The organism is Pseudoalteromonas sp. APC 3893, from assembly GCF_030408095.1.
Taxonomy (GTDB): Bacteria; Pseudomonadota; Gammaproteobacteria; order Enterobacterales; family Alteromonadaceae; genus Pseudoalteromonas.
Genome location: NZ_JASDCD010000038.1, coordinates 1 through 15,503, shown reverse-complemented (window position 1 = coordinate 15,503; position 15,503 = coordinate 1). Strand labels below are relative to the sequence as shown.

Sequence of the window (15,503 nt, the reverse complement as noted above, 5' to 3'; positions counted from 1 at the left end):
TTGGCAGTTGCTGGCCAACCGCCTGCTTATTTTTAAGTTTAAAACCACGACCAATTGGATTTTCTAATAACGTATTGCTGTCGTTATTTAGCTCTTTGCCACCATAAGCTTGCATATAATTAAGCGCCATAGGTGCAATGATTTCTGGATCTGTGGCGACGGGCCCAAGTAACGACCGTCGCCAATAACGCGCTCCGGTTACTCGTAAACGCTTTTTAAACAAAGGTTGCGAAGGCGAATCAAGACCCAACTCAACTTCAATTACGCGCGCGTCTTTACCTTTAGGTGGATAGGCTGTGCAATTACCATACACTTCAAAACCGTGCTTAAAAGCCACCTGCTCGTTTACTTCACAAAGTGGTGAGTTATTAGGTTCATCTTGATAATCATCAGCAATTACAATATCAGGGCCTGGTTCAATGGCTGTAACATTGCCTTGCTCGTCGAATTCATAGCTTTGTTTTACTAGTACTACTTGGCCTTCAGTACTGTCTGCTAACCAGCCAGAAAAGGTACTTGCTTGCCAAGCTGAAAAGTTATGCAGCATGGTCGCCCTCCGCTTTTTCACTTAACAAACTTTGCCACTGCGATGCACTTTGTTGCACGTGGAATAACGCACATGCGGTACTGTGCTGAAAATGTGGGGCAATGACACGCTGTACAATAGAGCCTGCTAGTTTAGCGAGTTGTTGTGCGCTATTAGCTTTGGTAAAGCTAATACCCATTAAAAGTTGCTCACCTGTTTGCATCGCAAAAGCTTGCCTTACATGCTCAGCATCATCAAGGTTAATGCCGCTTTGTGGTTGTGCTGCGTTATTCGCCGTCACAACTGACATTTTTTCAGCTTTGGCAAGCGGCCTATCTGTTAACGTTAACCACGCTGAGTAAGCGCTTGGTTGAGTAACGGCTACGGCCATTAACTCCATCACTAATGGCAATGCTTGTTTATAAACAAAATGACTTAATACAAACGAGCAGTGCGCTGGGTTTGCTTTACAAAATAATGCACAGGGTTCGTACCACCGTGTGTCATTTAATAATCCTGCTAAGGCCAGTAATTGTGCTTTTTGCTGCTCATCAGCGGTTTTAGCAAACACGTTAAATAATTTATCGCTTACATTATCATGCCCTGCACAGTAGCTGCTTACCAAAGCCGCATAAGTGATATTAAAATCGCTATGCGTTGTGGCTGTATGTAGTTCAGTCGTTGCAAGCGGTTGCGAAAAGAGTAAGGTTTTAACTATTGCTGGAGGCTGCTCTTTACCTTCCATCACACTGGTGCGTAGCGCTTTTAAATCACTAAGTTGCCAATGCTTAACATTGTGCTGTAACAGCTCAAAGTGAGCTAACTGCTGGGTGCTTCTTAGTTCATTAAAGTGTGCAGTAATGTCATTTTCCGGTGTATTAAATAAATCACACGCCACTAAGCGATAAATATCAATATGCGCACTGTTATTAAGCGAAAGCTCACACAGTCCTTGCCATGAAAGCTCACTCACTTGTGTTAAATTTTGCCCTGCAAAATAGTCTGTAGGCGCATCACTTTTTAAATCACTTAAAGTATATAAATGATTGAGTAACTGCGTGTCGATCACATTAAAGCGAGCATGCGAAAACGCCCCTTGTTGCAACAATTTTTGACGATGCTTTAACAAGGTGGTTAAACGCTGTGTGTGTAGCTTTACTTTATTGACAGGTGCGAACATAGCCTCTCTCGTTGTGATTGATTATTAAAGAGCAATAACTTTTAAACACCCGCAATAATTTGCATTGCAAGGGTTTTTATCAGGCGTTTCCAGTATGGGGTGTCGTCTGGTTGGTTTAAGCTTTCATCTATTGGCCATTTTTCCCACGGTTTGGTGATTTCTTTATTTGCCCAGCGTTTTGGGTTGGTGATGGCGCCGTCAAAGTTAAAGCGGTAAATATCATCATCAAGTTCTTCTTCTATTTGCTCCATCTGCTTGTAGCTCATTAAACGCCAGTACTTTTCAGGGCGGTTATTTTGCTTATCAAAATCGTGTGTTACTGGGTCAAGGTGACGAAATGGCTCTATTTCAGGTGAATCAACGAGCGGTTTGGTTACGTCCATAAAGCGCACGATGCGCTCCCATGTATACTTACAGTAGTTTGGATTTTGTGGATTATCTTTAACCCGTATTTCACTAAATGCACCACGGTGGTTGTCGTAGTCTTTATGGGCGATATACATCGCATGGGTCACACCGTGGCCCTGTGAATGGTTCGCTTTAGCGTAAAATGCTTCTATATCCTCAAACGGAAAAGTCGAATGGCCATGCTCATTTTTTTCTGCATTGTTTACTGACCACGAAAAGCTCACTGTTTGGTTTTGGCGGTCAAAATATACTTCACGTTTAGGTAAGATGTAACGCGCTAATATAGGGCTGAAGTTTAAAAAGAATAGATTCCAGCAAACAACAAATACAATAAACCAAACGGGTAAGGGTTCCGGGGTAGCAGTAAATTGAGTGTAGAGACATATAAGAAAAATACAAGCAACCACGATACTACCTGTTGCCCCTAAAAATATAGGCCCTAATGTTAACCCGAGCGTCCAATCACCCGCATTATGAAAGCCTAAATAGCGGCCTTCATTATCTAAGCTTTGTGGTTTCACTTTTTTATTATCTTCTTTCTCCAATAAAAATCGGACAATCATTAACCCTTTAGGTGAACTATACTCATACATTTTTGAGGAAATATAGTGTTTAAAATTTTGCGAGTTTTCTATCACTCTTGCATTTAGTTTTGCAAATCTATATGAAATTGACATGAATATCCTTAAAGGTGAAGTACTGCGCTTTGCCAATCAGTTGCGTCTTCTGGGTTGGCTTTTTCTTCATCAATGGTTTTATATGAAATAAGTTTTTGTGGGTAAGATACACCTTCAATATCAACCCGTGCTTTAGCACTGACGTTGAACACATAATTATCATCAAACATACCAAACGACACCGCTTTGGTTATTTGCCCATTGTCATTACGTTGAAATTGCAGTGGTTGTAATGAGGCTATTTCTTTAACGCCCCATTTAGTCTGGGATAAAATAGGCTGGCCATTTTTAGGCACATTGATAGGTTTAATATCAACATTCAGTGATTGCGCCCCTCTGGCAAAACGTTTTAACCCCACATTCAAGTACACATCGCTATTGTGGTTGTTATAAAGCGGTAAATTTATCTCTATCACATAGTGAGTGCCTTGGAGGTGCTTTATTACGACTTGTGGGCTGAACAGTACCGAGGTGATAAACCGCATATATAGCTTTGGGTCTGCAAATGGTTCATATTTATTATTGGCTGGCACTGTAGCTTTTGATGACTGTTTATCTAACTGTATTCGCTGAGATGAGTCTTTTGAAAATGGCCCATATTTAGCCCAAGTTTCTGCATCTGTTAGGGTTAAATAACTCACAATTAACCCACTTACTATACTGCCAATTAAAAACGCCCACCCAAATGGGCCCATAGATACAAATACAGCACCATGTAAAGCACTGGCAATACCCAAGCCGCTACCTATTAAACTGGCAAGCGCTGCGCCATGTTGCCCTTTTTTATTTAAATCGTAAGCATCCCATATTAATAAGCTAGAGGTTAGAACACCTGCAAAGCCAGCTGCAAACCTTAGCTTTATAAATAAGACTGTTCCTTCTTTATACTCGTGTAATACCGCTGCCAGTAATTCACTGCTTGTAAGCGGTTGCGAAAAGAGTAAGGTTTTAACTATTGCTGGAGGCTGCTCTTTACCTTCCATCACACTGGTGCGTAGCGCTTTTAAATCACTAAGCTGCCAATGCTTAACATTGTGCTGCAACAACGTAAAGTGAGCTAACTGCTCAGTGCTTCTTAGCTCATTAAAGTGCGCTGTAATGTCCGCAATCGGTGTATTACATAAATCACACGCCACTAAGCGATAAATATCAATATGCTCGCTGTTATTAAGCGAAAGCTCACACAGTCCTTGCCATGAAAGCTCACTCACTTGCGTTAAATTTTGCCCTGCAAAATAATCTGTAGGCGCATCACTTTTTAAATCACTTAAAGTATATAAATGATTGAGTAACTGCGTGTCGATCACATTAATGCGGGCAAGCGAAAATGCCCCTTGTTGCAACAGCTTTTGGCGATGCTTTAACAAGGTGGTTAAACGCTGTTTATGCAGCTTTACTTTATTGACAGGTAAAAACATAGCCTCTCTCGTTGTGATTGATTATTAAAGAGCAATAACTTTTAAACACCCGCAATAATTTGCATTGCAAGAGTTTTTATTAGTCGTTTCCAATACGGTGTATCGTCTGGTTGATTTAGGCTTTCGTCTATTGGCCACTTTTCCCACGGTTTGGTAATTTCTTTATTTGCCCAGCGTTTTGGGTTAGTGATAGCACCGTCAAAGTTAAAGCGGTAGATATCATCATCAAGTTCTTCTTCTATTTGCTTCATCTGTTTGTAGCTCATTAAGCGCCAGTACTTTTCAGGGCGGTTATTTTGCTTATCAAAGTCGTGTGTTACTGGGTCAAGGTGACGAAACGGCTCTACTTCAGGTGAATCAACGAGCGGCTTGGTTAAGTCCATAAAGCGCACGACCCGCTCCCATGTGTATTTGCAGTAGTTTGGGTTTTGTGGGTTATCTTTTACACGTATTTCACTAAATGCACCATGGTGATTGTCGTAATCTTTATGGGCAATATACATAGCATGGGTCACACCATGCCCCTGAGAATGGTTCGCTTTAGAATAAAACGCTTCTATATCCGTAAACGGAAAAGTCGAATGGCCGTGCTCATTCTTATCGGCATTATCTACCGACCAGGTAAAGCTCACCGTTTGGTTTTGGCGGTCAAAATACACTTCACGTTTAGGTAGAATATAACGCGCTAAAATGGGGCCAAAGTTTAAAAAGAATAAGTTCCAACAAATGACGAATACAATAAACCAAACGGGTAGTTGTTCCGGATTATCTGTGAATTGAGTATAACCCCACCCTAAAAAAAAAATAACCGAGAAAATTGAACCTAATACCCCTAAAAAAATAGGCCCTAATGTTAAGCCTAGCGTCCAATCACTCGCATTATGAAAACCTAAATAGCGCCCTTTGTTATCTAAACTTTCAGGTTTTACTTTATTATTTTCTTTTCCATTAAAAATTAACAAGTCTACTATAGAAAAACCCATTATGCCTTTATATTCAAAAAGGTGTGATTCTATATAGTGTTTAAAGTTCTGCGAGTTTTCTATCACTCTTGCATTTAGTTTTGCAAATCTATATGAAATTGACATGAATATCCTTAAAGGTGAAGTACTGCGCTTTGCCAATCAGTTGCGTCTTCTGGGTTGGCTTTTTCTTCATCAATGGTTTTATATGAAATAAGTTTTTGTGGGTAAGATACACCTTCAATATCAACCCGCGCTTTAGCACTGACGTTGAACACATAATTATCATCAAACATACCAAACGACACCGCTTTGGTTATTTGCCCATTGTCATTACGTTGAAATTGCAGTGGTTGTAATGAGGCTATTTCTTTAACGCCCCATTTAGTCTGGGATAAAATAGGCTGGCCATTTTTAGGCACATTGATAGGTTTAATATCAACATTCAGTGATTGCGCCCCTCTGGCAAAACGTTTTAACCCCACATTCAAGTACACATCGCTATTGTGGTTGTTATAAAGCGGTAAATTTATCTCTATCACATAGTGAGTGCCTTGGAGGTGCTTTATTACGACTTGTGGGCTGAACAGTACCGAGGTGATAAACCGCATATAGAGTGTTGGGTCTACAAATGGTTCATATTTATTATTGGCTGGCACTGTAGCTTTTGATGACTGTTTATCTAACTGTATTCGCTGAGATGAGTCTTTTGAAAATGGGCCATATTTAGCCCATATTTCGGCATCCGTTAGGGTTAAATAACTCACAATTAACCCACTTACTATACTGCCAATTAAAAACGCCCACCCAAATGGGCCCATAGATACAAATACCGCACCATGTAAAGCACTGACAATACCCAAACCGCCACCAATTAAACTAGCAAGCGCTGCACCATGTTGCCCTTTTTTATTTAAATCGTATGCATCCCATATCAATAAAGCAGAAGTCAACCCACTTGCGAGCCCAGCTACAAACCTTAGCTTAGTGAACAGCACAGTGCCTTTAGTGTAACCACCTTTAATCTCAAGCTTTTTTGCAGCTTCTGTATACATCGCTTTTGACATCGCAGTGCGGCTATTAAAGTAAGCCTCGTATACTTGGGCCGATGAGATAATAACCGAAGAAATGGACGCTATATTTTTTGCTAGCTCATAAAAAAAACCTTTCCCTTCAAAATTCTTTTTATATTCTTTGTAGGTATTAATAGTGCTGATTGAATCCAGTAAAAAGAAGGTCCCGGGGTTTGATTTTATCCAGTTATCCATTAATTTAGCTGTTGATGGTAACCGCATTGCAGTGCTTTTTATGGGGTTTAAATTGTTGTAATGCGCTGCCAACATCGAGTTTGTTACTTGATCTGTAGGCAAAGTTAAAACATCAAGCGTGAGTGTTGATAAATCTTTAGCGAAATTTTTTGTATCCAGCCCCTTTTGTATAAAAGCAGCAGCGTGTTTAGAGGCTTGTACACCAATTGTTTTACCTGTTTTACTATCCGTGATGGTCACTGTGCCATGCGCCCCTTTGTCGCCCGTGACTTCACGCGGTACATTCCCCGCAATAATACTGATATCTTTAGCGCTTGGTTTTTTATTGTTATCTATCGCGTTAATCACTCTATCTAGTGCTTTACTTGCACGCCTGAGTTTAGGTTCTTTAAACAGGGTGTTTTCTACTATATCAACACCAATAATTGTATGCCCTTCTGGTATGTCATTAAAGTTATGAATTTTTATATTGCCATAAGGCTCAATGCCTGATGCTTTTAAGCTTGCGCCAATTACCGTAATTTGAAGTTTCGACACATTAGGATTAGCCGCTGGGTCAAATGCGCGCTTCCAATATTTAATTAATTCTGTGAGGATTTTATCTGATGTTTTTAATACATGGGCTATAAGGGTTTCTGTATTACCCAAGCTGTGACCTGCTTGCGCAATGTTTGTAAAATGGATTTGCCATTTATCTGGGTCAAAGGTGCCGGGTTCTTGTGATTTATCCGATGTAATACTGGCATATTGCGCATTGTTAAAATCTTGGCCATAAGCATTATCTTTAGCACTTAGTTGTGTTCTGACAAAGCTTTGTGAATCATTGCATAAATTTTTAGCAAGTGCCTGCCCCTCTTTTTCAGCATCAGCTAAACTCTTTTTAAGTTCATTTTTCTTTGCACTATCAGTGATGGGTTTTATAAAAATAGGCAATTCAGCGGTACGTTCATTTGTCGCATTTAAGTACTGATAAATAGTGCTGACAGCGGCACCATAGGCGTTTTTATTTAGGCACGTTAAATCACGAACAGTCGAATTCCAGTTGGGTATTGGTGCTACATTGCTATTATCACATATCGTTTGCAGCGCTTCGTTTTCATACTTATCTTCAAAGAAAGCTGTTAATTGCTTACGAGATTGTAAGTAGTCTTCTAACGCCTTAATGGCAGTGTCTGAAATCAGCCACTTTTCGACTTCTTCTCGGTCTAGGTATTCAGCTACGTCGCGTAGAGAGCTTGCCTCAGAGCTTAAGTCTTTAGGCTGCTCATAGCTCATACCTGTTACGTGAGAATATTTTGAAACTTTTTTATGAAGTTTTTCATTTAAATACAGTTGATATGCAAGTATTGCTGAATCATAAAATGGCTTAGATTTTAATTTATCATATTGAAATTGCATCACGACTTTAGCCATTTCCATTTGCAAAAACAAACGATGAGCAATACCTAATTTATCGTGTAAATACAGTGTTCCATCTGAGTCTAAAATCGGTGGTTTCCCTTGAGTAAAATCTAGTAAGGTACACCTTTGAGCCCTGTAATCAGCAGCTTTAGTAGTGTCATCACATTTTTGCAGCAGTGGTTTGAGCGATAGCCGTTTATCACTTTCAAACATCCCCCCTAAAGTACAAATATAATCCCATGACCATTGTACTCTCGAAAATGCGACCTCTACTTTTGTTTTATTAAGAGAACTTCCATTGTATAAATTTTTAGCTGCCGTTGGGATTATAATGTTCTTAACATGGGCTCCTGAGTAGTTACGAACATCTAAACTATGTTCTTTCGTTAGGTCAATTTCACTGTAGCCATTAAAGCCAAGAGCAGCATATTCACGCCACAAAAAACCATCAACAAATAGATATAAGTATCCGCATGCTGTGTTCTCAACAAAATTATCTGGCTGCTCAATATAGTTAGGCTCTGCTGCTATGCTTTTATCTAAAGAAGGATCAATAAACACGCGTGGCGTAATCACTAAATTCTGTGGGATTTGATCTGCTGTTTTCGGGTTATTCTTAGTTTGAACTTCAGCTTCACCAAATGGCACCAGCAAATTATCACCGCATAAGGCTGGCACATGTAAATCGAGTGAACAAGGACTATCAGCATCTGGAACATTAACAATATAATTACGAATTGAAGACATACTTACTCCTCACCAAACACTTTATTTTTCTGAAAACCACCTTGCGAGATATTGAATGTGCCTTGGCCTAAAAACAACTCATCTGATGTTGCTTTTGTGTCAAAGACTGCCTCTGCAGGGTCTTCGCTTTGCGTATCTAAATCCCTCACTTGCACATTCAACCCTCTTGGGGCGGGGCCACCGGATTGCATAAGTGGCGCAGGTGGGGTGTTTTTAGAATTAGAAATCATTAAATCGCCTTGGCGTACGGCGGGTTTGCCTTCTATAAGTACATTAAATGAGCCTAGTATAAATTCTGCTTCACCATCATTGGTGCCGCTGACTATACCTTTTTTATCACCAGGAGAGTCCCCTGAGCTTTGTGAAAAAGTACTATTTATATTAGCAGCACCATTGCCATTTACTTTCACTGAGCTGGCAACGTCGGTTACATCACTCGATTGCGCTTTATTAGGATAAGGTATGGGGACCACACTCGTCCCTACGGTAGTCAAGCAAACATCTACCGTCATGAGTTTTCCGCCGCTATCGACGTGAACTGCGGTGCGGCCATTTATAAGCACATTTTGCCCTGATACTGCTTGTACTTGGGGTGCTTGTGATTGAGTGTCTTTAGTAAGTTGCTCTTGGTTGCCAGCTTCCCAGCCAATGTGACTCGATACCAAATCTAAGAATGCTTGCGCGTTGCTTATGGGTTTATTTACATCCATATTAGTTTGCGCCTCGGTCCACGGTAAAATAGGTTCGTTTTTTTGGCTATCCCATTGTGGTGGCTGGATTATGTAATCCGGTATAAAAATATTTACCATTTCTCCAAGGGTTTTTTCACGATATTTAGGGCGGCCAATTTCGGCTAAAAAAGCTGCGTCACCACTTGCTCTGTCTTCAAAAATAGCAATGCCATTGGCTTTACCTAGTGCACCATGACTTCGAGCGCTGTTATTTAAGCCCATTAAAGTGGGGTTCTTGTGACATGTTATAAAGCACCAACGTGACGATAAACCTAGGCAGCAGTTGCTGCCGCCTAGGTTTGAATTCCTTTTCTGATTGTTAAAGAGCGGTAAAAAGTTAATTTTAAGAATGACTATTTACGGTATACCACAGGTTAATTGTAGAAATAACTGCTTGGCTTTGTATTTCCAATTAAGTGTTTCTTTTCGTTCAGGTTCGGGTGTCCAACGTTGCCATGGTTTAGTGATTTCGGGCTGGGGTGCATCGTTATACCAGTCTATTTCGCAGGCTTCTTTGTACAGCTCATCATAAATTTCGGTTTGTTGTTTAAAGCTCATATCACGCCAATACACTTCTGGTCGATTGTTTTGCTTATCAAACTCAGCAGTAATTGGGTCAAGGTGCCTATAGCCTTCGTATTCTGGAATATCGGGCAATGGCTTGGTGTGATCCATAAAGCGCACTAATCGCTCCCAAAATAACAAACAATAGATAGGGTCTTGTGCAAGTTCAGTGACCACTATGGTCATTTTGGTATTTGGGTATTTATCTCTATCTTTGTGCGATATCACCGGGAAAAAGGCGCGAGAGCCTCCTTGGTCGGTGCTTTGGTTTACCAATACACACTTCATATCCTGCCAATCAAAACAGCAATTACCAAATTCATCCCGCTCGTCACAGCCAGGAATATCAAAGGTATAGCCCACTTTACCTGTTTGGCGGTCAAAATAGGCAAACTTTGATGGGAAAAGTTTACTCCAAATTGGTAGCAAGTTTAAAAATAGTAAGTTCAAGCCTAGTACTAAGTATAGTAACCACCAATGAAAAGCGTCGTCCTCTCCATGAAATGGGATTAGCAGAATATCTACAGCAACAACACAGCTCCCAACAAACCCCAAAAACATGGGTCCAAATATCAAAGCTCGCATTGGGTCATTACCACATGAATGACTTTGAAAGCGATGAGGCTGGCTTTTTATGCCAAACTTATCTTGATACAGCCAGTCTCCAAGCAAACACAAACCATTAAAGCTTTTGTATAATTTAGTGTCGCCTTTTTCTTGAAAAAAATTATTAAAGATTGTTTTGCGTGGTAAAGCACCACCTAAATATTTAAAAATACTCATACTACTCCTTTATACAACCCATGGGTTTGGATAACTCGGATTTTCGATAGGTGTTGCTATTGCCTCAAAATCTAGGGGTAATGTGAGGTTTTTATCATACCGCAGCTCTGGGAATGGCCTTACTTTAGCTATTTTGAGTACGTGATTTGGGTTCTCAAAGGCAATATTAATGGTGTATAGCGCTTTAATAAGCTGCCCCTTTTCATCATGCACTGGTTGGTATTCTTTTATACCTGTAACACCTGTATAACTATAATGTTTATTCTCAACACTATGAGGGGTTAACAAGTTTTTTAACTTGTAACCAAATTTAAGTGCAAGCTCTGACTCCCCTTTAATAAAGTTAGGAATGCTCACCTCTACAGTGTATTGATTTTTAGCGACTTCGGTATAGTCCGCCTTGGGTGAAAACAGCACTGCCATAATAAATTTATGGTAAGTCTCTGGGTTTGAAAAATCATTATACTCAGCATCACGTTCCCCGAGCCAAATACCTTTTTTATTTTTTGCAAATGGGCCAAATTTACACCACTTTTCGGCCTCAGTATCCGTTAGGCTTACCGCTACAATTGAGAGGACAATACTGCCTAAAAATAACCCCCAGCCAATAGGGCCCATGCTTGCGAATATTGCACCATAAATAGCCGAAGTCATGCCCATCATACCGGCTATCATGTTCACGGTTGCAGCATCTCGATCATGCTTATCCCACATTTCGACCGCATCGGCCATTTGCACGCCAGACATGAGTATACCCATAGCGCCCCCAAATGAGCGAAGATAGGTAAATTTAACCAGCTTACCTAAAGACTCTGTTAATTTATTCGCGGTTGTTGTTAAACGTACTTGTGTTAAAGAACTCGTTTTGGCTGATTTAGAGTAATTCTCCCACACAGAGCCAACGGCTGCGATAACTCCACCTATAACAGCAATATGTTTTATTCCCTTATAAAGCAAATCTTTCCCTTCAAACTCCTTTTCATATTCTGCGTAAATGTAATAGGCGGTTATGCCTGTTAAAGCGAGTAATGCAATGGATGAGCCTCGTTTTGTTTCAAACCACATTTTGCCAAAATTATTTGGTGAGACCATTCTGGCTGCCACTGCGGGGTCTAAGTCGCGGTTATGCTCATACACAATACTGGCTGGGGTATCGCTTGCGGGCGCGGTAAGTACTTTACCTACAGTACCCGATACCGATTTAAACGTGCCTTGAATATCATTAACCTCATTGAGCATTTGCAATATTTCTGCGCGTACTTGCTTGAGCATATAAGGCTGACCACTTTGCGTTTTAAATTGAGCCGCTCCTTCTGGGTTTATATCCATATGGAGCTCACGGGCAATGGTGATCAGCTGGTTATTATTAACCGGTTTTCCTTTGGCGATACTGGCTAATGCATTTTTAAGCGCAGCTCGCCCTTTCGTTGATTTGATTTTTTCAATGAGGGGGTGACGCACAAAGCTCATACTTATGATCATTCTATCACTGGGTACGGCGTCCATATCATGAAGTTGAATATCGTGCAGTGGCGATATGCCAAAGCTTTTCGCTAATGAGCCGACGCGGGCATAAAATAAACTTTCCTCACGCCCTGCAAATGTTCGCTCTTTAAAAATTCGCTCCCAATACATGAGTGTTTCTGAGAGGATTTTTTCAATCACCGAGAGCAATCGAGATTCTACAAAAAGTGCTGGAATACTTGGTTGTTTTAGTTCAGCATTTAATACCTCTTGCTGCAGCTTTCGCGGATCAAAAGCCCCGAGCTCTTGACCTATTTTATCTTCATCTGCGGTGGCTGCACTTAAGTTTTGACCATACAGTTCATCATTTGGGCAAAACTGTATATTGAGCCAAGAGTTGTCATCACCCACTAATCCTTCGTTATAAGCTTTACCGTTATTAAATAACTCATTTAACTCACTTGATAGCCGCTGCTTTTCAGTGTCATTGGTTAACGCAGGTATAAATGCCGGTATAAGTATATTAGGTAACATTAAGCTTGCTAATTGCTCATGGCAAAGCTCAAATGCAAACGGATAACCACAAGGCGATAGCGTGGAAAAGTCACACATTACGGCTTGCCAGCTAGCAGGTGACTGAACTAAATTACTCGAACATATACTACTAAAAGATTGATCTGATTGGCTGCATTTCGACTCATGTAAGCCTTGTAAATGTTTACGTGCTGTAATGTAATTATCTAAGCGCTCAATGACCCACTCAGGATTTAAACCAACTAAGTATTTTTCTAGCTCGTCGGGTGATAAATGTCGACCAGCATCACGGGCTTGTTCACTTTGCTCATCTTTTAACACCGGTGTTGGGTATTCAACTTGCCTCCCTGAAGGGGGAGTCGTTAGCTTGGTTTCCCAGAGTTTCTCATTTAAAAACAACTGATGAGCAAGCATTGCCGATTTATAAAATGGGTTACTTTGTAAAATAGCTTGATGCTCTTTGAGCAACTGTAGCTCATAGTCAGCATCCAATTTTTGTGACTGCGCAATACCCACTACATCATGAACATAAATACACGGCTTACTATTTGGTGCTCCCATATTTTCTATACTTGCCCAGCTTGGGGCGCTCGTTAGGTCGATAGATTGCATCCGTGCAGCACGGTTATCCGTTGCTTGATTGGTATTTTCACATTTTGATAATTGAGGCGTTTTATCAAACCGAGCGTCACTGGGCCACATGCCGCCCATTTTGTTTATATAATCCCATGACCATTGCACCCTTGAAAATGCAATTTGCAAATCAGGCACATCGGCACTGGTACTTGTAGATAATAAACCTATTGCCCTTGTTGGAATGACCAGTTCAAATGCATCGGCAGTATTAAACGAACGAAAGTTTTTGTCGTGATATAGTCTTAAATCAACTTCACTTAAAGCCCCTTGTGGTAAAGCGGCCACTTCGCGCCACAAATATCCATTGATGAATATATAAAAATAACCAATAGCCTCGCCTTCTCCCAGTTTATCTTTTCCTTTAAACATTGGAATAAACTCAGCTTTACCTGCTTTGCTTTTATCAAGGCTTGGGTCCTTAAACACCAGTAAGTCGACAGCCACTAAATCTGGCAACTCTACGACCTGTTTAGGTTGAGACTGCTTTTGTGTCGCAGCTTGACCATACGGGATCACACAGGTTTCACCGCCTAGAGTTGGCATTTTTAAATCAAGCGCACACTGCTGGCTATCATCTGCAATTTTAGGCTTATGAACATATTGTACCGTCACATTACTCTCCTTGATTTAGCATGCGAGATGATTTTTGTCCGCCTTGCGAGACTTCAAAATGACCTTGCCCTAACAACTCTGAACTTGACGGTGCATTCACGTTATACACGGCCTCAGCCAGGTCTTCGCTCTCTGCGCCTAAATCCCTTACTTGCACGCTCAACCCTCTTGGGGCGGGGCCGCCGGATTGCATCAGTGCCATGGGTGGAGTGTTTTTAGAATTAGAAATCATTAAATCGCCTTGGCGTACGGCGGGTTTGCCTTCGATTAATACGTTGAACGAGCCTAGTATAAATTCTGCTTCACCATCATTGGTGCCGCTCACTATGCCTTTTTTATCTCCAGGAGAGTCTCCTGAGCTTTGTGAAAAAGTACTGTTGACGTTAGCTGCGCCATTGCCATTGCCATTTACTTTCACTGAGCTGGCAACGTCGGTTACGTCACTTGATTGCGCTTTATTAGGATAAGGTATGGGTACCACACTCGTCCCTACGGTAGTCAAGCAAACATCTACAGTCATGAGTTTTCCGCCGCTATCTACGTGAACGGCAGTGCGGCCATTTATAAGCACATTTTGCCCTGATACAGTGGCGGTTTGAGCGGCCTGTGATTGAGTGTCTTTAATGAGCTGCTTTTGATTACCCGATTCCCAGCCAATGTGGCTAGCTACTAAATCTAAAAAAGCCTGCGCGTTACTAACGGGTTTATTTACATCCATATTAGTTTGCGCCTCGTTCCACGGCAGCCTAGGTTCGTTTTTTTGGCTATCCCATTGTGGTGGTGGAATTATGTAATCGGGTATAAAAATATTTACCATTTCACCAAGGGTTTTCTCGCGGTATTTTGGTCTGGCAATCTCAGCTAAAAAGGCGGCGTCACCACTGGCTTTGTCTTCAAAAATAGCAATGCCGTTGGCTTTACCTAATGCGCCATGACTGCGGGCACTGTTATTTAAACCTATTAAAGTAGGATTATTGTGTCGCCATGTAACAGAGCCACCAGTACGTACATCGGCAGTTAGTGCGTCAATATCGTATTGTACACTGTCTGTTTGCTTACCTGCTGCGGCGTTAATATACGGCATTAGTTTTCACTCCTTGAAATTTTGACTAGCTGCTCATTTGGCACGTTAAAAATAGTAAATACCTGCTTAAGCGAACGGGTAAGCGGGTTGCACAAATAGCTTTGTGCCAATGTTAGTGCGGCTAATGAATTAGCAGTTCCTTGGTAGCCTAAGGCGGTTGCAAGCTCTGCACACTCGATGAGCGGCTGACCTTTTTTATACATTTTTTGGGTATAGGCGTACCATTTTTTTTGCCATACTAGTGATTGATCACCTGCAAATAGGTAGCTATCTTGGCTGCTGCAATTTGCTTGGCTTAACTGCGCGCTCAGTGGCCCTTCATAAAAATCTGCAGTAAGGTTTCCTTGAGGGTGAACTAATAAGGCATACCCTCCTTCGCCATTGATCACCCCTGGCGGGCCGTTTAATACTTGCACTGTGGTTTGTTTGGCTTGCTGGCTGACATACTGATAGCTAATACATGAATCAACAGAAATGATTAACGTGTCGTTGCTAAGTTGAGTTAAGT

The 15,503-nt window shown here is 41.1% G+C and carries 9 protein-coding genes and 2 pseudogenes; all 11 read right to left on the bottom strand.

Annotated elements, in window-relative coordinates:
* Positions 1-547: DUF2169 domain-containing protein (locus tag QMA12_RS21220; RefSeq protein ID WP_290211411.1), on the bottom strand; the 547-nt coding region annotated here is incomplete at its 3' end.
* Positions 537-1,706 carry a hypothetical protein gene (locus tag QMA12_RS21215; RefSeq protein WP_290211410.1) on the bottom strand — a complete coding sequence of 390 codons (1,170 nt, stop codon included), beginning with the start codon at positions 1,704-1,706 and terminating at the stop codon, positions 537-539. The genes QMA12_RS21215 and QMA12_RS21220, both read right to left, overlap by 11 nt.
* Before the next feature lie 41 nt (positions 1,707-1,747).
* Positions 1,748-2,791: a hypothetical protein gene (locus tag QMA12_RS21210; protein WP_290211409.1), complete on the bottom strand. Its 1,044-nt coding sequence runs from the start codon at positions 2,789-2,791 to the stop codon at positions 1,748-1,750.
* 8 nt (positions 2,792-2,799) lie between these two features.
* Positions 2,800-4,209: a hypothetical protein gene (locus QMA12_RS21205; protein ID WP_290211408.1), complete on the bottom strand. Its 1,410-nt coding sequence runs from the start codon at positions 4,207-4,209 to the stop codon at positions 2,800-2,802.
* Between the two features lie 41 nt (positions 4,210-4,250).
* A complete protein-coding gene (locus tag QMA12_RS21200; RefSeq protein WP_290211407.1) occupies positions 4,251-5,297 on the bottom strand; it encodes a hypothetical protein in 1,047 nt (348 codons plus the stop codon).
* An 8-nt stretch (positions 5,298-5,305) separates the two neighbouring features.
* On the bottom strand, positions 5,306-8,587 hold the full coding sequence (locus tag QMA12_RS21195; protein WP_290211406.1) for a hypothetical protein: 3,282 nt from the start codon (positions 8,585-8,587) through the stop codon (positions 5,306-5,308).
* A 2-nt stretch (positions 8,588-8,589) separates the two neighbouring features.
* Positions 8,590-9,552 (bottom strand): annotated as a pseudogene (locus QMA12_RS21190) (DUF4150 domain-containing protein); the annotation flags it as partial.
* A gap of 123 nt (positions 9,553-9,675) precedes the next feature.
* Positions 9,676-10,665 (bottom strand): hypothetical protein, encoded by a 990-nt coding sequence (locus tag QMA12_RS21185; protein WP_290211404.1) that lies wholly within the window; start codon positions 10,663-10,665, stop codon positions 9,676-9,678.
* A gap of 9 nt (positions 10,666-10,674) precedes the next feature.
* Complete coding sequence (locus tag QMA12_RS21180; RefSeq protein WP_290211403.1) at positions 10,675-13,911, bottom strand: hypothetical protein; 3,237 nt, start codon at positions 13,909-13,911, stop codon at positions 10,675-10,677.
* A 1-nt stretch (position 13,912) separates the two neighbouring features.
* Complete coding sequence (locus QMA12_RS21175) at positions 13,913-14,995, bottom strand: DUF4150 domain-containing protein (protein ID WP_290211402.1); 1,083 nt, start codon at positions 14,993-14,995, stop codon at positions 13,913-13,915.
* A pseudogene (locus QMA12_RS21170) lies at positions 14,995-15,503 on the bottom strand (hypothetical protein); the annotation flags it as partial. The gene QMA12_RS21175 and the pseudogene QMA12_RS21170, both read right to left, overlap by 1 nt.

What these genes read in the sequence shown, in the direction of transcription:
- QMA12_RS21215 (WP_290211410.1), bottom strand. Translation starts at nt 1,706, where the DNA reads ATGTTCGCACCTGTCAATAAAGTAAAGCTACACACACAGCGTTTAACC.
- QMA12_RS21210 (WP_290211409.1), bottom strand. Translation starts at nt 2,791, where the DNA reads ATGTCAATTTCATATAGATTTGCAAAACTAAATGCAAGAGTGATAGAA.
- QMA12_RS21205 (WP_290211408.1), bottom strand. Translation starts at nt 4,209, where the DNA reads ATGTTTTTACCTGTCAATAAAGTAAAGCTGCATAAACAGCGTTTAACC.
- QMA12_RS21200 (WP_290211407.1), bottom strand. Translation starts at nt 5,297, where the DNA reads ATGTCAATTTCATATAGATTTGCAAAACTAAATGCAAGAGTGATAGAA.
- QMA12_RS21195 (WP_290211406.1), bottom strand. Translation starts at nt 8,587, where the DNA reads ATGTCTTCAATTCGTAATTATATTGTTAATGTTCCAGATGCTGATAGT.
- QMA12_RS21185 (WP_290211404.1), bottom strand. Translation starts at nt 10,665, where the DNA reads ATGAGTATTTTTAAATATTTAGGTGGTGCTTTACCACGCAAAACAATC.
- QMA12_RS21175 (WP_290211402.1), bottom strand. Translation starts at nt 14,995, where the DNA reads ATGCCGTATATTAACGCCGCAGCAGGTAAGCAAACAGACAGTGTACAA.